Source organism: Paenibacillus sp. 276b (assembly GCF_900107875.1).
Lineage (GTDB): Bacteria > Bacillota > Bacilli > Paenibacillales > Paenibacillaceae > Paenibacillus > Paenibacillus marchantiae.
The window spans coordinates 672,821-694,395 of sequence record NZ_FNRR01000003.1; the positions used below are offsets into that span (position 1 = coordinate 672,821).

Below are 21,575 nucleotides of genomic sequence, written 5' to 3' on the forward strand. Positions count from 1 at the left end.
ATAGTCTATAGTTTAACATACCTGAAGCACCGTCACATCCCGATCAGGGCCAATGTGCAGCCCAAACTGAAAAATTTTTACAGCAGCAAAAAACAAGGTCAGCATCAACTGCCAACCTTGCCCTGGATTGATATATCTAGTTCAAGTATGTCAACGGATTTTCCACCGTTCCGTTCTTGATAATCTCGAAATGCAGATGCGTTCCGGTCGAACGGCCCGTATTACCCATGACGCCGATGCTCTCACCTTTTTCGACGACTTGACCAACCTTAACACCAATGCTGTTCAAGTGCCCATAAAGTGTTTCGTATCCATTACGATGGTTAATAATAATAACATTGCCATAACCACTCTTCTGTCCTGCAAAAGTAATCACGCCCTCATCAGACGCTTTCACGTCCCGGTTACCGACAAGATCGACACCTTTGTGCTGGCGACCCCATCGTTGTCCAAAGCTGCTGCTCATCGTAGCGTTCGATACCGGCCAAGCAAATTCACCTGTACCTTCACCGACCACTTTGGTTCCACTCAGAACTACTTCAGTAACCGCTGATTTGATGACTTCCTGGCCAAGCCATTCCTCCTGAACGACTTCACCATTTTCCTTCGTTATCCGATATTGCATGCTTTTTAGACCGCTTTGACCTGGACGCACCACTTTGGTTGTGCCTGCTTTGAGCTCAGCACTTTTGCGTACTTCCACCTGCGGTTTAATCTCGATCTGTTCAACCACCTGCTCAACTGATTTAACGGTAACAGCTGGCTTTGGCACCGTCAGTGTAAGCTCGTCCCCAATTTGCAGCGACGTTTCTTTGATGCCCGGATTATGTTTGCGAATCTCACTTTGCGTAATTTCGTATTTGGCAGCAATGGAAGAGATCGTATCTCCTTCACGCACCACATAAGTTACAGGCGCGTCTTTACCAACGGTTAAAGCTTCAACCGCCTCGGATACATCCCATATTTTGTTTGGATCAGCCTTCACCACATCTGTCGCTACATCTTCCTTGATGCCCACCGACTTCAGCGTAGTACTCGGCCCCTCGGCTTTCTTCGATGAGTTTGCCGATACCGACTTCGTCTTGAGCGAACTGCGCACAGCCGATGCCGATATGTACTTGTTCTGCACTTGTTCCAGAATCGCGTCTGCTGTTGCCTGATCCTTCACAATGCCGATTACTTCACCGTCTACCTTGAGCTCTACACCCTTGGCATAGGCGGTAAGCATGTCGCCGAGCTTGTCCAGCGTCTCATCGCTGTTCACTACGGGTTTGTATGCTTTAATGGTTTCGGTCGTGATGCCATCTGTGTTCAGCACCATTTCCGCTTCTGGATATTTATTTTGGAATTCCTCGGTTTTGTCTGCAAATAATTTCTGTAATTGCGTCTCATCCGTGATGGTGCCAATCTCATTTCCTTTAACCATCACTTTATAATATGGGACGGTGTTTGCAGCAACGTATTGTTTGCCTGCGAATCCGATCGATGCAGCGATAAATAAACCACATGCTGCTGTAATGATCCATTTGCGCGAGGCCAGAACGCGCTTTTTATTACTACTGAAGTTGGACATGCTCATGTTGTTTTTGTCTTCGGCCGTCCGGTGTTCCCCGGATTGTTCGTGTTCCCGGTTCTTGCCCGGTTGGCGTATGCCTCTGAAACCTTTCATGATTCTCTCCTTTTCAGCACTTCTCAGTTCGCATTTCTGTCAAGACATCACCCACTGTGTCTGTCCCATGCTTGTCGATATTTGTATTCGGGTGTCCGCAAATCAGGACTTTAGCTGCGCTCGTAAAAGTGTCAAAATTTTAACCTTTTATCACACCCGTATACTTTAACACAGGTTTTACACTCATTTCAACTGTACACGTCATAGCGCAAAGCCGCGCCACGCTTGGTTTTCCTGTATTATCCATAAGATGGCAGATCAATATTCTCCCCCATACCGCCTCTACTTCAGGTATACTATGTACTTTTGATCATTTTTTAAGACTAGGTTCTAAGACCCACCGATATGTGTTTTCTTTTTCATAAAAATACAAACTGAAATCCCTCGTCAGATCATCTCTGGTGAGGGATTTCGTTAAACTCTTGCTATAGAGTGCCTCATATTGGCTGGATTATATGCTAACCAATTTCTGCTTTTATTTCATTTCTAGAATGGCCTAATGAATTAAATTTCTCTAATTTATCGCTCAGGATTCGATTTTCTGATTCCTTTATGAATATTCAGCAAAGGGTCGCAGATTTACGGAATTCCCTATGTGAACTTAGTTTATTCCGCCTGAAGGACTTCCATTAGATTATCGTATTCTTCGCTCGTCAGATACTTGGAGATCACCTGCTCAATATCCCGCAGCTCCTGCTCAGTCAGGCCGCCTTCCATGGCGCCTGAGATTTGCTGCATCTCTTTCTGGGGCAGCTTGTTCATCAGCAGACTGAAAATCTTTTCTTTTTCCTCCAACGGCAGCTTGTCCTTCTTGCCTGTGATGTCATCCGGAGATACTACAATCTCATCATTCCCTGAAGAAGGCGTGCCATTGGAATTCGTACCTGATCCGTTGCCCGATGCTGTACTGTTGCCAGGCGTTGTCCCAGAATCACTACCCGCATTTGTGCCAGCATCTGCGTCTGTTCCCGTGCCTGAGCTGCCCCCTGGGCTAGATCCCGTAGCAGAAGAATCCGTTCCTGAGCCTGCTCCTTGACCATCGTCTGTTCCCGTACCCTGTTCAGAGCTGTTGCCTGTATTCGCGCCTGTTTCTCCACTTTCTGTTCCATTGCCCATGACAGATATCGCATCTTCTGGAACGTGTTCCTCCTCCGCTCCTGCCGGCTGATCTGTCGTGCCCGTTCCCGGCTTCTTCTCTTCACCGGACTTACCACCTAATGCACCCTGAAACATGGCCGTTAACCCCATGGGCTGGCCTTCCCACTGAATATTGAAACTCGCCAGCAGCGATTTTACATATGACTGAACGATTAATCCGGTTGTCAGCAGGGTCAGTGAACTGACCAGCATCACGGTAAGCAATATTTTAATGAACCATTGAAGCAACTTCATTCCCGTTCTCTCCCTCCGTTTTCCGACCCCATATCACATTCGATGTTTCAGGATCTATGAGTCTACTGTTAACCAGTATTGACGGAAATCCGGGGATTATATCAGGAAGGCGTGCGAAAAACCCCAGCCATCGCTATTTAAGCGATAACTGGGGCTCTATGATGCCTATATAGGCATATCATTTGGATGAACGTTTACTTCGTATTGCCGAGTTAACCTAGCTGCTTATTCGTAGATAGGAAGAACCTGATTCGTTTGCTCACGGTTACGACCTACAGAGAAGATGGCAATTGGAATGCCTGTCAGTTCGGAAACACGTTTTACATAGTTCTGTGTGTTCACAGGCAGGTCTTCCAGCTTCTTCGCTGCTGTGATATCTTCGCTCCAGCCCGGAAGCTCTTCGTATACCGCTTCACATTCTGCCAGCATTTTCAGGCTTGCCGGATAGTGAGTGATAACCTCGCCGCGGAATTTGTATCCTGTGCAGATTTTCACCGTTTCCAGACCGGTCATTACATCCAGGGAGTTCAGGGACAGACCCGTGATTCCGCTAACACGACGAGCGTGGCGAACAACAACACTGTCGAACCAGCCGACGCGACGCGGACGTCCAGTTACAGTGCCGTACTCATGTCCGGTCTCACGAATTTGGTCACCAATTGCATCATGCAATTCTGTCGGGAAAGGACCATCTCCTACACGTGTTGTATAGGCTTTAGCCACACCGATAACCTGCTGAATACGGGCTGGGCCAACGCCAGAACCGATACATACGCCGCCTGCAGACGGATTGGATGAAGTAACGAATGGATAAGTTCCTTGATCAAGATCCAACATAACGCCTTGTGCGCCTTCGAACAATACTTTTTTGTCCTCATCGATGTATTCATTGAGCACTACTGATGTATCACGCACATAAGGACGCAGAATTTCTGCATATCCCAGGTAATCTTTCAGAATTTCTTCTACATCTACAGGCTCGCCGCCATAGACTTGCTCGATTATACGGTTTTTTTCTTTTACCAAATGACGCAGTTTCAGTTCGAACTCTTCCGCATCAAGCAGATCAACCATACGAATACCGATACGAGCTGATTTGTCCATGTAACATGGGCCAATTCCCTTGCCTGTTGTACCGATTTTGTTCGGGCCTTTGCTCTCTTCTTCCAATGCATCCAATACCATGTGATATGGCAGGATGATGTGTGCGCGTTCGCTGATGGACAGGTTTTTGGTCGTAAAGTCATTGTCATGAATATAGTTAATTTCTTCGATGAGTGCCTTCGGGTTGATAACCATACCGTTACCAATTACACATGCTTTGTCTGTGTAGAAGATACCCGATGGAATCATCGTCAATTTATATTTTTTGTTATCGATCAGAATCGTGTGTCCTGCATTGTTACCACCTTGGTAACGAGCAACCACGTCTGCGGATTCCGCCAAATAATCCGTAATCTTGCCTTTACCTTCGTCTCCCCATTGCGTTCCCACTACAACTACCGTTGACATAGTACATACCTCCGTGGGTGCCTTGCGCACCTTTGTATTGGTCTGTCCGTCCTCTATCTCGGCAGGAATTTGAAGTGAAATTACCAGCGGAGAAGCGTGCTAACGGACAGTGAAAATCCCCCTCGGTTTACATCCAAGGGAAGGTTTTCGCTGCTTTAACGCAGCAGTACTAGTGTACCAGTCCCTTTTTTCAAAGTCAAATCAAATGGCGAACAATTAGATATAGTCAAACTCTAATGTTCGGAATTGACTCCATATTGCGACGCAAGAAACCGGCGAAGCCAGTCAAAGCTTGCTTGACGGCTAACCCCGGTTTTACGCTACGCGTTTAAATCCAACGCTATATGTCGTATTCACAACGTATTTATGAGTTCATATGATCTAATGGTTGATGTCGGGGACAGACAATTTCACTTCCCTATCGAAGCAGTCTGTGCCTGTCCCCTACATGGCAAAGGCATCATTATGTGCCCGCTCGTAGTTAACGAATTTATTAAAGTTTTTCAGGAAGACCAGTTCCACCGTACCCACCGGACCATTACGCTGTTTGGCGATAATAATCTCGATAATGTTTTTCTTCTCGGTTTCCTGGTTATAGTAGTCATCCCGGTACAGGAACGCAACGATGTCGGCATCTTGCTCGATCGAACCCGATTCCCGCAAGTCACTCATCATCGGACGTTTATCCTGACGTTGCTCTACACCCCGGCTCAGCTGAGACAGGGCAATAACCGGAACTTCCAGTTCCCGGCCAATCTGTTTCAGGGTACGTGAGATCTCGGATACCTCTTGTTGACGGTTCTCGCCGGCTTTACCACGTCCACTAATCAGTTGAAGGTAGTCGATCAGAATCATGCCAAGGCCTTTCTCTTTCTTGAGACGACGGCATTTAGCACGAATGTCAGCTACGGTGATCCCTGGTGTATCGTCAATGTAGATATTAGCTTCGTTCAAGGCTGCAATGCCCATCGTCAGCTTTTGCCAATCTTCATCGCCTTTAAAGTCACCCATACGCATGACACCCGCATCCAGATTGGCCTCTGCACAGATCATACGCTGTACGAGCTGTGCGGCTGACATCTCCAGACTGAATATCGCAACTGTCTCCTGCGCCCGAATGGCTACATTCTGAGCGATATTCAGGGCGAAGGCGGTCTTACCTACAGATGGACGTGCCGCTACAATAATCAAGTCACTCCGCTGGAATCCGGCGGTCATCTTGTCCAGATCGATGAACCCGGACGGAATGCCCGTTGTGGTGCCCTTGTTCTGATGCAACGTCTCCACACGGTCGAATACTTCCATCAGAACATCCTGAATGGCTATAAAACCGCTACTGGAACGTCGGTTGGAAATCTCCAGAATGCGCCGCTCTGCTTCTCCAAGCATAGCCGCGACATCCTCACCGCCCGTGTATCCTTCACTCACAATTTGCGTAGCTGTACGAATCAGGCGACGCAGCATGGATTTCTCTTCGATAATCTGAGCGTAATAATCCACGTTCGCGGCAGTCGGAACACCATGAGCCAGCTTCGCCAGATAACTGACGCCGCCGATGTCCTCAAGCTCGCCTTTATCCTTCAGTAGCGAAGTCAGTGTCACGAGGTCAATCGGTTGATTTCCCTCGCCGAGCTGGATCATCGCTTCAAAAATTAATTGATGGGGTTTATCATAGAAATCCTCGGTTTGCACCCGTTCCATCGCTGTAATCAGGGCTTCGCCCTGCAACAGGATTGCACCCAGCACGGCCTGTTCGGCTTCCAGGTTCTGTGGGGGAATCCGGTCGAATAACATTTCGCCGCCCATCTTACTCCTCCGTTACCTGTACTTTCAAGGTAGCCTTCACTTCAGGGTGAACCTTGACGGTGACTTGCGTTACGCCGAGTGTGCGAATAGGCTCGTCCAGTTCAATTTTGCGTTTGTCGACTTTCAGACCTTTCGCTGCCAGAGCTTCTGCGATTTGTTTGCTCGTGATTGCACCGAACAGACGGCCGCCTTCGCCGGATTTTGCTTTCAGTTCAGTCACTTCAGCTTCCAGCTTTTTAGCCAGAGCTTCCGCTTCTGCTTTCTCTTCCTGTTTACGTCTGTCTTCCGCTGCCTTCTGGTTGTCCAGTGTTTTCATGTTACCGTCTGTTGCTGGACGTGCGATTCCCCGTGGCAGAAGGAAGTTCTGTGCGTATCCCTCGGACACTTCCTTCACTTGTCCTTTTTTGCCTTGACCCTTCATATCTTTTATAAAAATGACTTTCATTCGAACAAACCCTCTTCCTTTTCGATTTCAGCCAGTACGTTCGTCAGCCGTTTTTCCGCCTCTCCAAGCGTTCCTTCAAGCTGCACGGCAGCATTCGTCAAATGTCCGCCACCGCCCAGTCGTTCCATGACCACCTGAACATTCATGCGCCCCAGCGATCTCGCGCTGATGCCAATCAGTCCATCCGGGCGTTCACTAATGACAAATGAAGCGACCACGTCGGTCATATTAAGCAATGTGTCCGCCACTTGGGCGATCATCATCTGTGGAATCTTGTTGCCAGGGTCCGTGACCGCCAGCGCAATGTTCCCGTATACCATTTTAGCATGCTTTATGATTTCTGCCTTAGCAATATATTCTGACAGATCTTCTTTCATCAGCCGCTGGATCATAATGGTGTCTGCACCACTGCGACGCAGGAAGCCTGCCGCTTCAAACGTTCTCGATCCCGTATGGAGTGCAAAATGCTTCGTATCCACCGTAATCCCGGCTAATAACGCCGTCGCTTCCAGTGGAGTGAATTGTACCTTGTCATGAATATATTGGAGAAGCTCAGTCACCAATTCTGCTGCCGAAGAAGCATATGGTTCCAGATAGATCAGAACTGCATCGTTAATGAATTCTTCACCCCGACGGTGGTGATCCACAACCACGACACGCGTAGCGGATTGAACCAGCTTCGGCTCCATTGTCATGGATGCCTTATGTGTATCGACAACAACAAGCAGCGTATGCTCCGTCATCATCTGGGTTGCCTGTTCCGGCGACACAAAGGCTTTGGACAGCTTCTCATCCTTATTCACCTGTTCCATCATGCGTTCAATGGAAGGGTTGGGTCCATCCAGTACAATTCGTGCCTCCACATTGTACAGACTCGCCGCTTTCCATACCCCAATAGACGCGCCAATCGCATCCATATCAGGCATTTTGTGACCCATGATAATCACTCGGTCACTCTCCTGCATCAGATCACGCAATGCATGTGCGATAACCCGAGCTCTTACCCGAGTACGTTTCTCCACCGCGTTGGACTTTCCACCGTAAAAGGACAACCGCTGTCCAGATTTTACGGCAGCCTGATCACCACCACGGCCAAGTGCCATATCCAAACTGGACTGAGCCAATTCTCCCATCTCACTGATGGTATCCGAGCCAAATGCCAGTCCAACACTTAGTGTCATCGGCACCTTAAGATCAGCCGTCATCTCCCGGACTTCATCCAGGATGACAAATCGGCTCTGCTCCAGTTCCTGCAAAGACTTATAATTCAACATCATGAGATAACGATCAGAAGAGAGGCGGCGCAGGTATACCTCATACCGTTTCGCCCAAGACGTAATCTCGCTTGTTACACGGGCAATCAGCGCAGTCCGCTGCTGGTCGTCCATGCCCTGGGCTGCTTCGTCCAGGTTATCGAGAACCAGAATGCCCAGTGCCATGCGTTCATTCTCATATTTATCACGAAGAATGGCTAGCTCCGTAATCTCGTAAACATATACATACCGCTCTTGCGGATTATGAATAACTCCATAATATCGATCATCCAATTGGAATTCGTCGTGAAGCTCCTTAGACGGCTCCTTGGTCCCATCCTTTTTTTCCTTCGGTTGAGGAAGTTTGGGAAACAAATTTTGCAGCGGATTACCTACCATCGTCTTCTCTTGGAACATATCCGCGACGAAGCGATTATGCCACTCTACGGTACGATCTTCGCTGTACAGCACAATACCGAATGGGAGCATGCTGACCGCTTCCCCCTCCATTCGTTTGATCCGAATGGAAAGGCCATTAATGTAGTCGTTAAGCTCACGACGGAATGCGAGCTCCGCCTTAATCATGACGATTCCCAGCGCCGAAGCCAGTATCAGACTAATCAAACCAAGCGTCCAGTTGTAGATGGTCACGAACATAACAAGCAGAAGCAGCAGTATGAACGCCCATACGGTATAGTAGCCGTGCCAGCGTTTCTTCAGAAATTTAGGCATGACTCATCACCCTATCGTTTTGGTTTCGATATTGCCTCGCGAAGCGGGAACGCCAGATCGATAATCCCGATAATCCGCAGCGGTCCAATGAAGAAGACTGCTGCCGCCAGCAAATACGGTACAACCGGATTCCATTTCTTTGCATGTGAGAGAAAGAAGAAGAATCCGATGGCTTGAATCATGAAGCCCAAATTGATTAGAGGCGACAAGTTCATGGCGATCATGGTCCAGTACGTTCCGTCACTCTGCCTGGATATCACTTCGAACAACAATGCCAGGAAGTAATACCAGATCAGGGCACGCGGCATACGCCATTCACGCGCAGGTGGAAATTTCGGTACAACCACGCCCATTACGTTTAGAATCGGACGTGCAATGAGATGTGTGATTAGAGCCATGACCAGAGACGTGACCACCAAGGCGAATGGAATCATAAGCTGCGTCTGTCTTGCGACATCCTGAGTCATTTCAGGTGTCCATACAAACCCATTTACCATCTGACTGGATGTATTCGTCAGGGGTTCAATCGTCAATCTGACCACATCATCAATATAACTCGACAAATCAAATTGGAAGATTACACTTCCAATCAACAGGAGCAACAGATACTCGGCCAGCATGGCTCCACTTCCTGCCATTAGGGCGAACAGGGCCGATTTCTTTTTCTTGTAAGCATTGCCCATAACAATGGCGGGCAGGGTGAACAAAAGCAGTAATAACAAATAAATCGGACTAAATATGACCAAAATGATCGCCACTGGGACGAGATGCCATATAAATGATTTTACCGGTAATGAAGCAAACAAAATAACTCCAGGTATCATCATGAAAAATATGGCCAAAACCGATAAAGGAGTTAACAGCGAAAGTAGCAAGAGCAGATAAACTACGCTCCAGACAGCTGATTTAAAGCTAAATTTCAACAAATTCACCTCTTACGCATGTGATCTTCTAGCGCGGAAATATCTTGGTACCAATCTTCCAACTGGTGACCTTCCTGTTTATGCTTTTTCAATTTCTCAACAAGCAGTGCATCCAGATCCTTGAAAGGAATACCGAGCCTGCGGCCCAATATGTAACTACTCATCATCAAACTGGCGAGACTGTCCCCGATTCGGGTTGTACTGCCTTCCCATAACGCTTTGAATAATCGGGATACCTGATCAAGCACTTCGGTTTTAAGCCATTCAATCACTTTAGCGCGTTTGGCTACATCCAGTTCTTTAGGCATATTGGCGAAAGTCACTCTCCCCCGAAAAAGCTTTATTCTCCATTATAGCATAAAAAGGGGGGCCGCAAAATTACCCCAAAAAGCGGAGAAGTCCTCCGAAACTTATCTCAGGTACTTTGCGGGGACCCCGTACAACGAATTCGTATTTTATCTTGTCGAAAATTCATTTAAGTTCGCTCTTGTTCAGCTCTTCTTAAGTTTAACATGATACCGGACGGCTGTGATTATCCACGCAGTTGCATCAATATCGAATTTTGTTTCGACTTACTTCACTTTCATGGATTCCTTGGCTACAATACCCTCGCAATACTCAATAATCTGACTCCGTCTTACGATCCCGATGAAGCGCTCCATATCATCGACAACCGGCACAAAGTTCTGCACTTTCGCCAGATTAATCAAATCCTCCATGTTGGCTTCAATGGATACCGGTTTGATATCCAGCCGAAGTGGAACGTCCTTAAGCAGGAATTTTGAAGCGTTTTCAAATGTAATCTTTCCCTCGGCGTTCTTCATATACCACAGCAGATCACCTTCGGTAACCGTGCCGATATACTTGCCTTCCTTATTCAAAATGGGCACCGCCGTGAACCGATGATATTCCATCCGTTCCAACGTCTGCCGCAGAGTAGAATCCGACGTTACGCACGTAACTTCTTGTTTGGGCAGCAAAAAAAATGCGATGTTCATACCCTTACGTATCCTCCTTGTGAAATTTCATCAGTCAGCTTATTACATTCAACTTACATAGTACGCATTAGAACGCAAGATGTTCCAAAAGGACATGATTCCTTCTACAAAGTAAAAAAAACAGCAGCCCGCCAATAAACGCACTGCTGATCCTTGTCTAAAACATAACGTCTGTATGGAATTGGTTATTCGATCTTCTGCCGGTCAGGAATCATCACTTCACCGGCTGGGGTCGACTCATCCATCCAGTTGTTAATCAGCTCTTTGGCATATTGGACGTCTTTCTCATCTGCCTTGCCATAATAAATTCCGTTTTTCCGCATTCCTTCGCCCAAAATAGTGAAGCTTGAGATTTGCGGTTTTTCCTGAGTCAGTACCTGTTTGGCCAGATCAATAATGAATGAAGGCTGCATATCCGTCTGGAAACTGTCTCCCATAATCTGAATCAATTCTGGAATTTTGCTGATGGCGTTCAGATTAAGCATCTCATTCGCCATGGCATTCAGGAAAATCTGCTGCCGCTTGGTGCGATTAAAATCGCTATCCTCACGGTATCTTACATAGTAAAGTGCTTCCTGCCCGTCATAGATCGGCTTACCGCCTTCTATTGTGAACTGCACATGTTCCGGGTTCTTGTTCACTATGTCCTCATCAATCGGCAGCTTCACGCCACCAAGTGCATCAACGACTTTTTTGATCCCGTCAAAGTTAATCGTTGCATAATAACCTACATCCGCATCGAGAAATTTCTCCACCGTATTGATAGACATATTCTCCCCACCGAAGGCGTAGGCATGCGCGAGCTTGTCATAATCATCCTCACCATCCTTGTTGGCATCACGTCCAACAATCTGCACATAGGTGTCACGAGGTATGGATACCAGGAGTACGCGGGATTCTTTCGGACGAACAACGGCATAGATAACCGTGTCTGAGCGCCCACGTGTTTTCTCATAGGCACGTTTGTCTGAGCCTAGCAGCAATACCGAGAACGGTTCTTTGCGATATACTGTTGGGTCAGGCGTATTGTTGCCCTCCTGAGGGACATAGGAACGAGACAATTGGTCTTCAACTGAACCAGCGAGAAACAGATCGAAGGCCGCTACAGCAAGCTGCTGACGAAACAAATAGCCCCCGATTAACAAAACAACGAGCGATACGAGCGTTATATATAGACCTTTTCTTCTCTTCTTCTTCTTATCTTTAGTTCTGCTTGTCATCCATCGATTCCTTCTTCACTGTCAAAATGAAATTCGATACTACTACTATATAAGTTGAATTTAACTTATCCTGACCCCGCAACGGTACAGTGTTAATGATCCGTTCAACTTATATAATTACCATTAAACGTGCGCAATGGCTTGTGACACGGTGTTCTCTGAAGTTTTCTCTATCTCAAAAGAAAACGCCGCTCACGCTCGTTCTATTGTAATCATTGCTGGATGATGAAAAGTTACAATACGGTTAAATTGAAAAGAACAGTGCTCCTTTTTTACTGGCAAAAGGTGCACTGTTCTCTTCATGTGGAATGTCCATCCATTCAGTTTGTTGATGCTGTCTCCACCCGATTCCTCTTCTCTTTATGACGCTGTCGCCCTGTAATAAACGCAGCGACCAGCGTGAGTACACTGAAAATAACCGCAGACCAGAACAGTCCACTATAACCCTCGCCGATTGTCTGATGAAGAGCCTGTAGCAACACATCTCGAATGCCCGGATCAGGAATTTGGGATAGTCCTTCGGTTAATCTGGAAATATCGCTTCCTGAAGCTGCACCGCCGCCAGACGCATATTGTTGAAGCGCTTCGGGCGGCACCTGGATGCCCTGATCTGTGAGACCCTGCTGAATATTGGAGCCCAGGTTGGAGAAGGCACGAGCCAGGAAACCGGCAAAAATGGTTGGCGCGATCGCCATAGCCATCTGACGGAACAAGGAACTGGTCGCTACCGCAATGCCCTTGTTGTTCTCACCCGCTTGCTCAGTAACGAGCACGTTCACTGGAGCTCCCAGCATCATACCGAAGCCAATCCCCACAAGTACACTCGCAATCACGAATTGCCAGATATGCTCTACCCACAGCGGGAAGAGCAGGAAGCCGATAGCCGACAGCAATCCGGCTACAGATAACGTCCAGATTGGCCCTTTGCGGTCAACCAGATAACCGCCACCACCTGCACCAATGCCTGAAGCCAGAGCAAGCGGTGTAAACCAGTAGCCGGAGGCTGTGTTGGATACCCCGAGGTATTGCTCAACAAAACCTGGAATGAAGATCACGGATGCCAGAATGGCTCCTGAGAAAAAGGCAATCAGCAGCGTCCAACGAAAGGACGCAATGCCCAGAAGCTGTGTAGATACAACAGGTTCACGTTGTGATCCTTCCAGCCTTTTTTCAAGAAAGTAGAAGAGAACCAGAATGACCACACCTGCCAGGAAGAAGCCATAGAACATCGGTGAGCCAAGACTTTGCAGCATATTTACGCCATCCAGATTGCTAAAGCTGTACATCAGACTGAGCACACCCAGCGTCATGACCGCGATACCACTCCAGTCCACCGCCTTACGGCTCAGCTCCTGTTCTTCATGAATATAACGGATGCCTGCAATAAACAGCAAAATGGCGATCGGTACATTGATTAAGAACAACCAATGCCAATTCCCCGTAATGTCGAGGATAAAAGCACCGATATTCGGCCCTAGAATCGCCGCAACCCCGTTCATACCTCCCAGAAGACCCAAGGCTGTGCCCTGACGCTCCGCTGGGAACTTGCTTAATACATAAGAGCTCGCTATGATAAAAATCCCGCCACCACCCAACGCCTGGACGACACGAGCAATCAGGAAAAACGTAAACGATGTGCTTAGTGCAACGAGCAAAGATCCAATTCCGAACAAAGCCACTTCAATAAGAAACAGCTTCTTGCGTCCATAACGGTCGGAGAGTTTACCTGCAATGGGCACACTCACCGCAAGTCCGAGCGTATAAAGCGTGATTGTCCATGCTCCCCACGTCGGCGACACGCCAAACGACGCATTTAAAGTCGTCAGAGACGACGTAATAATCCCGTTGTCCAGCGCAGCCATAAACACCCCGATAGCAAATAGGATAAGCGGCCATTTCATTTGTTTTTGCATTACATGTTTCCTCCTCGATCAGATTGCAATCCAGTAGCGTAAGGCTGTAATGATACATATATATTAAACCGAACCGAACAATAATGACTCACTGGTCATTTTAAAACAGAATAATTACATATGTCAATTTGTTAATATGCTTGGATACCTCATTCAATTCCCTGCTCCACCAAATAAAACCGTCCCTCAGGTTCGATGGAACCCGTGGGACGGTTTTATTGTTGAACTTAACTACTATTGCTGCATCAAGTGGCGATTCAGGAATTTCTCAATTGCACGATACAAATCCAATTGATTTTCAACATTGCCGAAGCCATGTCCCTCATTGGCTTTTAACATATATGGCACATCTACTCCACGTTTGCGCAGAGCCTCCACGATCTGATCAGACTCAGCCTGTTTCACACGCGGATCATTTGCGCCCTGGACCACGAACAATGGGGCTTTCATCTGGTCGATATGGAACAGTGGTGAGACAGCTGTCAGCAGCTCCTTGTCTTTCTCCGGATCACCCATACGTTCATAGAACATGTTGCGCTCCGACTCCCAGTAAGGTGGCAGTGAATCCAGCAGCGTGAACAGATTGGATGGTCCAACATAGCTAATTCCTGCTGCATAGACTTCTGGTGTGAATGCCAGTCCTGCCAGAGCTGCATATCCACCATAAGATCCACCGTAGATAGCTACACGCTTCGCATCAACCGTTCCCTCTTCAACCAGCCAATTTACGCCGTCTGTGAGATCGTCCTGCATCGCTTTACCCCACTCTTTGTTGCCCGCATCCAGGAATTCCTTACCGTATCCAGTAGAGCCACGGAAATTCACCTGTAGTACGGCATAACCACGGCTTGCGAGAAATTGAATTTCGGGATTGAAGCCCCATGAGTCTCGGGCCCATGGTCCACCATGCGGAACAACAACCAGTGGCAATTGGGAAGCCTCGGCTCCTTGCGGGAGCGTCAGATAACCATGAAGGGTTAAACCGTCACGTGACTTGTACGTAATGGGTTTTACATCCGACATTTTACTCTCATCAATCCAAGGTGCGGCGTCAGCTAATTTATCCAGCTTACCTGTCTTGGAATCGTAGAAGTAATACGTACCCATGGATTTATCGCTATACGCAACGAACAGAACCTGACCTTCTTCACTTATGTTTGAAATGCTTACTTCTTTACCCGGAACTTTCGCCTGGATATCCTGCATCAATTTTTTGAAATCATTGTCGAAGTATTCATAGTTAACCTTGTCCGTCTCATAGACAGCTGCAAGGATTGTGCCTTTTTCTTTAGAAGGAACGAAACTGGATACATCCACATCCTTGTTTTCATAGATGGTTTTCGTTACTTTTTTGCTGCTTGGGCTATATTCGACAATCGCTGTTTTATCCCGCTCTAAATTGGATACAGCATAGATGTTTTTGTTATCATACGTGAACATCACTGGAGCAAATGTTTCTCCGAGCTTGGTGGTCATCAAATTCTCAAATGGTTTATCTTCTGATTCACGATACATTAACGAAGAGACATTACCATCACTCGATATGGCCACACGAATTTTACCCTCATGGTCCGTAAGCCATCCAGTAATATTGCCCGGGTTCTCTGCAGCAAGTACAGCCTCACCTGTCTTGATGTTAATCCGGTACACGTCAAAGATCCGTGGATCACGTTTGTTCATACCTACTAGAATTTCATCCGGAATATTCTCCAGGGAGTCTACCAGGATCGCTCTTGTATTCGGGTATGGCGTCAGATCCTTGCTGTTCTTACCATCAATATCCGTTACATAAATATGATAGTTCTCATCCCCTGCTTCATCCTTTACATACAACAGCTTATCCTTTGTCGCCCATACAAATCCCGCTATACTGCGTTCAGTCTCACTCGTGATACGTACCGACTTGTCCTGACCATTCTGTTTCACCACGATATTCATTCGGTTGTTCCAAGGCTCCATGTAAGCCAGATGTTTACCATCCGGAGACATCTGGAATCCTGCTTGAGCCGGCTGTTTGAAGAAGTCTTCCAGAGGTGTTAGACCTTCTGACTGCACATCAAGTCCAAGAGCGAGGTACAGCGCATCAGCAAACTCACCATGGGTCACTGAATTTTTGGCGTTAAACGCACTGCCTTCAATAATAAAATGCTGCTTCAGACGAATTGCATCCTCCGTATGTACCTTTGGAATCTGCGCCATATCACTGTATACAACCTGAATGCCATTATCCTTCAGTTCAAATGCCCGAGTAAACAACGATGCCATCTGTGCTCTTGTGAGAGGTGCATCTGGTGCATATCCTTTGGCTTGCCCTTGAATAAGACCACTTTGCTTCAGTGCGTAAATGGCAGGAGCAGCTTCATCCTTAGCCAATACATCTGCAAAACCTGTAAGAGACGCTGGAGCATCCAGTTTAAGTACACGCTGCAGGATGATTGCGGCCTGAGCACGAGTAATTGGCGTTTGTGACTCTTTCATTCCATCTGTTGTGCCATCTATGTATCCCATTTGCTGTAGTGTCTGTGTTGCTTTCGAAGCAATGGATTCAGCGACTGTCGCCGTAGGCTTCACCGATTCTGCAGCCTGGACCGCTGGTTGAATCAGAGCGATTGACATCGCCATGGTAAGCGTGAGAGCATATACTTTTTTACTCACTACGTTCAAGTTATTTCCCCCTTTAAAGTGAATTACACGATAATTTGGAATTATACGTAAATCATTTTACCATGATCCACCATAGGTTAACAGCGTAGAACACCCCTCGAATTTCCATCCCAGAGCATTGATTGTGTAACATGTCATGTAAATTTCGAATAACCCTTACTTTGAACTGGAAAAACCATAATTGAATAGCTTTCGTGTCTCGATAAAACGTCCCTCACGACTATCCGAACCCAGTACAACGGAGATCAGTCGCTTGCCATTTCGCTCAGCCGTTCCAACGAAGTGATAGCCGGAATCCTCATCATATCCGGTCTTCAATCCATCGTTTCCATCGTAAGCATAGGGTCCGCCAATAGAGGACAGCATCCAGTTGGTGTTGCTCATGTACATTCCTTTTTGGTGCATCGACACCTGCATTTGGCTGGAAACTCTCAATATTTCGGGGTAGTTATTCAGCAGATAACGTGCAAGCTTGCATGCATCTACGGCGGTCATTACGGTCTGCCCTTGTATTTCCTTCGGATGACTCGGACCAAGTAGTTTTTCACTTAAACCTGTTGCATTCGTAAACACCGTCTTGTCAGACAGTCCGATCTCGGTTGCCTTCTCATTCATCTTTTGTGCAAAAGTCTGCTCTGTCCCACTGATATGTTCAGCCAGAGCAATAGCGGCATCATTCGCGGAATAGACGGCTACAATCTGGAATAGCTCCTGCACAGTGAATTGCTCCCCTTGTTTCAAACCCAGGTGGCTGCCACCTACTGAGCTTGCATACAAGCTGATATTAACAGGGTCGTCCCAACGCAACTCTCCGTTAATCACGGCCTCCATTACAAGTAGTTCTGTCATCAATTTACTGATTCCTGCCGTTGCAATTTCTTCGGAACCGTTAAAGTTGATTAGAATCTGCTCAGAGTTCATATCCATTAATACAGCAGATTCAGCTTTAATCCCCGGTTTGCCCACCAGCATGTCCGGTTTTACACCCAAATATATAATAACCAGTAGAGCCAGCAGCATTCCTGCCCGTATCCACCATTTTTTCATCGGAAAATCACCTCTTACAGATATAGACGAAGTGAAGAGGCATTTTGTCTGCAATTTTTATAAAAAAAGTTAAATTTTTTTTATTTTTTTGTTACCAAAAAAACATGGACCCCATACCCCCATGCCAGAGTGTACGGAATCCATGTTTTACAAGACTTTTTCTATTCATACCTAGAAGAATCTTTTCAATTAGATCTAGCAACCGAATTCTTAAAAGGACCCCAATCCTTATTGTTGCTAATGCTATTTTATTACTCTGCTACAACCGCTTTATCTGCATTAACTTGAATGTCATTCAGATATAAACCTGTTCCGTCACCAATCGCATAGTTCATTACACGTTTGTTAACCGGTGCTACAACAGCACGGTACAATGTCGGGAATACAGGAACTTCATCAACCATGTACTGCTGCCATTGGTTGTAGATCTCTTTACGCTTGTCTACATCAAACGCTTCAGCAGATACACCTTGTGCGAGCAATTTGTCATTTTCTTCGCTAGAGAATCTGGAGAAGTTATACAGTGCATCACGGCCATACAGACCTGCTGGATCTACGTCAATACCTACGCCCCAAGCAGCTTGATATACATCAATATTTGGATCATCTTTACCTGTGTTACCTACACGGTCATAGAAATTGTTGAACTCTACCATTTCCAGGTTTACTTTCAGACCGATTGCTGCCCACGATTGAACGTAGTAACGTGCCAGTGGTTCAGCTGTGTCGCCACCTGTCATCGATACAAAGTTAATTTCAAGTGGGGAACCGTCCGGTTTCGTACGGAATTCACCATCCAGTTTGTAACCTGCTTCATCCAGCAATTTTTTCGCTGCTTCTGGGTCATATGCAACACCCGGATTGTTAGAATCATGGAATTCTGGGTGAGACGGCGGAATCAATGTTGTTGCATTCCAACGCAGACCGTTATAGAAACGTTTGCCCACTTGATCGTTATCTACAGCCATCCACATGGCTTTACGCAGATTCTTATCTCCCATTTTTGCTTCAGCATTTGTTACAACTTTGCCGTTGTCAGCATCCCATGTGCCCAGTTTGAAACCGATATAGGTGTAAGCACGATCGATTGCACCCAGGAATTCAACGTTGGACATATTGGCATTGTCTTTATATTGATCTGTCGGGAATGAATCCACGAGGTCTACCCCGCCAGATTTCAATTCTTGAACAACCGTTGTTGGGTTGATTACTTTCAAAGTCACTTTGTCCAGTTTTGGAGCTCCACGCCAGTAGTCATCGTTTTTAACGAAAGTTACAGACTCACCTGGAGTGATTGTTTCCACTTTAAATGCACCAAAACCGATTGGTTTTTCACGTACTTCTTTGGAAGAAGACATTTTCGCTACATCCATATCACCGAAGATATGTTTAGCCAGTGGATATGTCCATACGCCACCTGTCAGCAAGGAAGGTGTAGATTCCTTGTACGTAATGCTGATTTGTTTTTCGCTAAGAACCTTGATCCCAGAGATCGTTTTTGCTTTTCCAGCGTGATAATCATCCATACCTACTACACTTGTAAAGTTGGAATCGTAACGTGGACCATCATAAGCCTTGTTACCGATAACTTCATAAGCAAACTGCAAATCTTCAGCCGTTACAGGCTTGCCATCATGCCAGTTTACATTATCACGAATGGTCAGTGTGAACGTTTTGCCATCTTCCGATGTTTCATACGTTGCTGCACCATCGTTGGTATACACATAGTCTTTGTCCCAAGTCAGCAAACCTTCGTCAAACCATTGCAGAACCATTGCATCCGGATTACCGGAGTAGAAGTTAAAATTCAACGTTCCTTCAAACGCAGTATCGGATACCAGTCCATATGTGATGGACCCACCCTCAATTGCAGTGCCTTCATTCGTTTTGACGTTGTTGAAATCTTCGATAGAGTAAACGCCCTCTTCTTTAGTAGGCTTCTCCTCTGTTTTCTTTTCCCCTGTGTTCGTAGAAGGCGTTGGTGTTGCCGCCTCTTTCTCCGAGCACGCCGCAAGCGCAAGTACGAAGACCAACATCATCGTGAAAAATAGTCCCCGTGAAAATAATCCCTTTTTCATGAACCTTTCCTCCCTTTTTTTAACCTCTTCTTTGTCTTGCATCAGTCGCACGCTTCAGGGCCTGTCCGACATTATTTATACTCAACATCAATACCAGAATAAGTACTGACGCAGGTAGCCATATCCACCATCTGTATTCCAGTGTTTGCGGATTACGAGCATAGCTTACGAGTGTTCCAAGACTTGGTGTACTTTCCGGGAATCCAAATCCCAAGAAGGACAGACCCGATTCGAGGCCAATGTTGGCAGCGAGATTCAACGTCATCGTTACGATGATGATGGAGCTAAGATTAGGAAGTACCTGTGAGAGCATAATCTTCAGATGGGACGAACCTAATGTTTTTGAAGCTTTTACATAGTCCAGTTCCCGTTCCTGTAATGCTTTGGAGCGGATCAACCTGGCAATCCCCATCCAGAGAAAAGCTGTCATGATTAATGAGAAAGATACAATATTATATTTGGGTACTGCAGTAACAAACGCGATTACAATCATCAGCATCGGAAGAATCATGAAGAAATCAACAACGCGCATAAACAAGTTATCGATCATTCCACCGAAGTAACCGGATAACAGACCAACCAGGATACCTATACAACCAGTCATTAAGGTGACGATAATACCAATGGTTAGAGAGTTACGTGTACCGATGATCAGTTGTCCGAAAACATCACGACCACCGTAATCAGTTCCCAGCCAATACTGCGCGGAAGGCGGCTCATACAAAGCAAATAAATCTACCTTAACAATTTCAGCTTGATCCAGGATCAAAGAAGTACCATAGACCAGCAGTATGACCAGTCCCAAAAATATGAGCGAGATTAGTGCCACCTTATCTCTGACAAGCTCCCGCCACAAGATACTCAAGCTGGAGGGGCTCTTATCAATTTTCTGTGAAGTTATAACGACATCATTGGCCTTGCTCATCTTATTTTCACCCCGAAATCTTCAAGTTCTTACTTGATCCGTATACGCGGATCAACAATACCCAGAATAATGTCAGACAGCAACGATCCTAGGATTGTAGCTATGCCATATAACAAGACGAGTGCAGTTACTACACTGAAATCCCGAAGAGAAATAGAATTCAGGAACAACTGTCCCATACCTGGATAACTGAATATGCTCTCAATGAAGATGGTACCTCCGATAAGTCCCGTAATCTCATAACCGAAAAATGCGGCAATCGGCAACAGGGAGTTTCTTAAAATATGTCTGTTGTAGATCCGAGATTCCGAGGCGCCCTTGGCTCTCGCAGTAAGAACGAATTCCTTATGCTTGATATCGATAATTTCACTACGCAAGTATTGGACGGTAGATACCGTTGCAATTAATGCCATGGATAGTGACGGTAATAACAAATGATAGAATTTGCTTGTTATATAGCTGAATGTACCTGGTGTAAGTCCAGGTTCCACGCTTCCCCCGGTTGGGAACCAGCCAAAATGGAATCCAAAAATCCATAACATCACCAGTGCGAAGATAAACAACGGGGCTGCAAAGCCCAAGTAGGTGTAACCTGTGATCAACCGATCAGACCAGGTATCGTTGTAACGACCACTGATAATGCCAAGTGGAATGGCAATCAGATAAGTAAACACCAGTGTCGCCAGTGCAAGCCAGAACGTATTGGCTACACGCTGACCAATCAAATCAGATACTGGCATTTTGAACCGGAAAGATTGTCCGAAATCGCCTTGTACAGCATTTTTGATCCAATCCCAATACTGTACATACCAAGGATTGTTTAATCCCAGTCGTTCCCGCTGTTCATCCAGCGCTTTTGGATCAATACTCGGATCGAGTAATCCGGTAAGTGCATCCCCAGGCATCGCCTTGGCCATCAGAAAGACCAACAGGCTAAGCAAAAAGATCTGAGGGATCATAATGATAATTCTGCGTACTATCGTTTTCCACATATGGTC

At 46.4% G+C, this 21,575-nt stretch carries 16 protein-coding genes; all 16 read right to left on the reverse strand.

Annotated features, from left to right (window positions below):
* Positions 1-136: 136 nt before the first annotated feature.
* The gene (locus BLV50_RS18950) at positions 137-1,669 is read right to left on the reverse strand and encodes a peptidoglycan DD-metalloendopeptidase family protein (protein WP_063567365.1); all 1,533 of its coding nucleotides are present in this window, start codon (positions 1,667-1,669) and stop codon (positions 137-139) included.
* Between the two features lie 606 nt (positions 1,670-2,275).
* Positions 2,276-3,061, reverse strand: coding sequence for a dermokine domain-containing protein (locus BLV50_RS18955; RefSeq protein WP_072733924.1), 786 nt, complete (start codon positions 3,059-3,061; stop codon positions 2,276-2,278).
* A 225-nt stretch (positions 3,062-3,286) separates the two neighbouring features.
* A complete protein-coding gene (locus BLV50_RS18960) occupies positions 3,287-4,573 on the reverse strand; it encodes an adenylosuccinate synthase (protein ID WP_090809393.1) in 1,287 nt (428 codons plus the stop codon).
* 444 nt (positions 4,574-5,017) lie between these two features.
* Positions 5,018-6,379: a replicative DNA helicase gene (gene dnaB / locus BLV50_RS18965; protein WP_024629551.1), complete on the reverse strand. Its 1,362-nt coding sequence runs from the start codon at positions 6,377-6,379 to the stop codon at positions 5,018-5,020.
* Between the two features lies 1 nt (position 6,380).
* Positions 6,381-6,824: a 50S ribosomal protein L9 gene (gene rplI / locus BLV50_RS18970; protein WP_024629550.1), complete on the reverse strand. Its 444-nt coding sequence runs from the start codon at positions 6,822-6,824 to the stop codon at positions 6,381-6,383.
* A complete protein-coding gene (locus BLV50_RS18975) occupies positions 6,821-8,809 on the reverse strand; it encodes a DHH family phosphoesterase (protein ID WP_063567368.1) in 1,989 nt (662 codons plus the stop codon). Before BLV50_RS18975 ends, rplI begins: the two co-directional genes overlap by 4 nt.
* Before the next feature lie 11 nt (positions 8,810-8,820).
* The gene (locus BLV50_RS18980; RefSeq protein ID WP_063567400.1) at positions 8,821-9,732 is read right to left on the reverse strand and encodes a DUF2232 domain-containing protein; all 912 of its coding nucleotides are present in this window, start codon (positions 9,730-9,732) and stop codon (positions 8,821-8,823) included.
* Between the two features lie 5 nt (positions 9,733-9,737).
* Positions 9,738-10,040 (reverse strand): MazG-like family protein, encoded by a 303-nt coding sequence (locus BLV50_RS18985; protein WP_024629547.1) that lies wholly within the window; start codon positions 10,038-10,040, stop codon positions 9,738-9,740.
* A 264-nt stretch (positions 10,041-10,304) separates the two neighbouring features.
* Positions 10,305-10,730, reverse strand: coding sequence for a CBS domain-containing protein (locus BLV50_RS18990; RefSeq protein ID WP_063567369.1), 426 nt, complete (start codon positions 10,728-10,730; stop codon positions 10,305-10,307).
* A gap of 185 nt (positions 10,731-10,915) precedes the next feature.
* Entirely contained in the window at positions 10,916-11,950 is a 1,035-nt protein-coding gene (locus BLV50_RS18995) for an LCP family protein (protein WP_063567370.1), read from the reverse strand.
* 320 nt (positions 11,951-12,270) lie between these two features.
* A complete protein-coding gene (locus BLV50_RS19000) occupies positions 12,271-13,863 on the reverse strand; it encodes an MFS transporter (protein WP_090809395.1) in 1,593 nt (530 codons plus the stop codon).
* A gap of 234 nt (positions 13,864-14,097) precedes the next feature.
* Positions 14,098-16,518, reverse strand: coding sequence for a S9 family peptidase (locus tag BLV50_RS19005; RefSeq protein ID WP_256337998.1), 2,421 nt, complete (start codon positions 16,516-16,518; stop codon positions 14,098-14,100).
* A 165-nt stretch (positions 16,519-16,683) separates the two neighbouring features.
* Positions 16,684-17,574 carry a D-alanyl-D-alanine carboxypeptidase family protein gene (locus BLV50_RS19010; protein ID WP_090809400.1) on the reverse strand — a complete coding sequence of 297 codons (891 nt, stop codon included), beginning with the start codon at positions 17,572-17,574 and terminating at the stop codon, positions 16,684-16,686.
* A gap of 251 nt (positions 17,575-17,825) precedes the next feature.
* Positions 17,826-19,652: an oligopeptide ABC transporter substrate-binding protein gene (locus BLV50_RS19015; protein WP_063567374.1), complete on the reverse strand. Its 1,827-nt coding sequence runs from the start codon at positions 19,650-19,652 to the stop codon at positions 17,826-17,828.
* 19 nt (positions 19,653-19,671) lie between these two features.
* Positions 19,672-20,577 (reverse strand): ABC transporter permease, encoded by a 906-nt coding sequence (locus BLV50_RS19020; protein WP_063567375.1) that lies wholly within the window; start codon positions 20,575-20,577, stop codon positions 19,672-19,674.
* A gap of 29 nt (positions 20,578-20,606) precedes the next feature.
* Positions 20,607-21,569 carry an oligopeptide ABC transporter permease gene (gene opp4B / locus BLV50_RS19025; protein ID WP_063567376.1) on the reverse strand — a complete coding sequence of 321 codons (963 nt, stop codon included), beginning with the start codon at positions 21,567-21,569 and terminating at the stop codon, positions 20,607-20,609.
* Between the last annotated feature and the right edge of the window lie 6 nt (positions 21,570-21,575).

Bases quoted from the DNA above. Each gene is read 5' to 3' on its own strand.
- BLV50_RS18950 (WP_063567365.1), bottom strand. From the start codon at position 1,669: ATGAAAGGTTTCAGAGGCATACGCCAACCGGGCAAGAACCGGGAACAC.
- BLV50_RS18955 (WP_072733924.1), bottom strand. From the start codon at position 3,061: ATGAAGTTGCTTCAATGGTTCATTAAAATATTGCTTACCGTGATGCTG.
- BLV50_RS18960 (WP_090809393.1), bottom strand. From the start codon at position 4,573: ATGTCAACGGTAGTTGTAGTGGGAACGCAATGGGGAGACGAAGGTAAA.
- dnaB (WP_024629551.1), bottom strand. From the start codon at position 6,379: ATGGGCGGCGAAATGTTATTCGACCGGATTCCCCCACAGAACCTGGAA.
- rplI (WP_024629550.1), bottom strand. From the start codon at position 6,824: ATGAAAGTCATTTTTATAAAAGATATGAAGGGTCAAGGCAAAAAAGGA.
- BLV50_RS18975 (WP_063567368.1), bottom strand. From the start codon at position 8,809: ATGCCTAAATTTCTGAAGAAACGCTGGCACGGCTACTATACCGTATGG.
- BLV50_RS18985 (WP_024629547.1), bottom strand. From the start codon at position 10,040: ATGCCTAAAGAACTGGATGTAGCCAAACGCGCTAAAGTGATTGAATGG.
- BLV50_RS18990 (WP_063567369.1), bottom strand. From the start codon at position 10,730: ATGAACATCGCATTTTTTTTGCTGCCCAAACAAGAAGTTACGTGCGTA.
- BLV50_RS18995 (WP_063567370.1), bottom strand. From the start codon at position 11,950: ATGACAAGCAGAACTAAAGATAAGAAGAAGAAGAGAAGAAAAGGTCTA.
- BLV50_RS19000 (WP_090809395.1), bottom strand. From the start codon at position 13,863: ATGCAAAAACAAATGAAATGGCCGCTTATCCTATTTGCTATCGGGGTG.
- BLV50_RS19010 (WP_090809400.1), bottom strand. From the start codon at position 17,574: ATGAAAAAATGGTGGATACGGGCAGGAATGCTGCTGGCTCTACTGGTT.
- BLV50_RS19015 (WP_063567374.1), bottom strand. From the start codon at position 19,652: ATGAAAAAGGGATTATTTTCACGGGGACTATTTTTCACGATGATGTTG.
- BLV50_RS19020 (WP_063567375.1), bottom strand. From the start codon at position 20,577: ATGAGCAAGGCCAATGATGTCGTTATAACTTCACAGAAAATTGATAAG.
- opp4B (WP_063567376.1), bottom strand. From the start codon at position 21,569: ATGTGGAAAACGATAGTACGCAGAATTATCATTATGATCCCTCAGATC.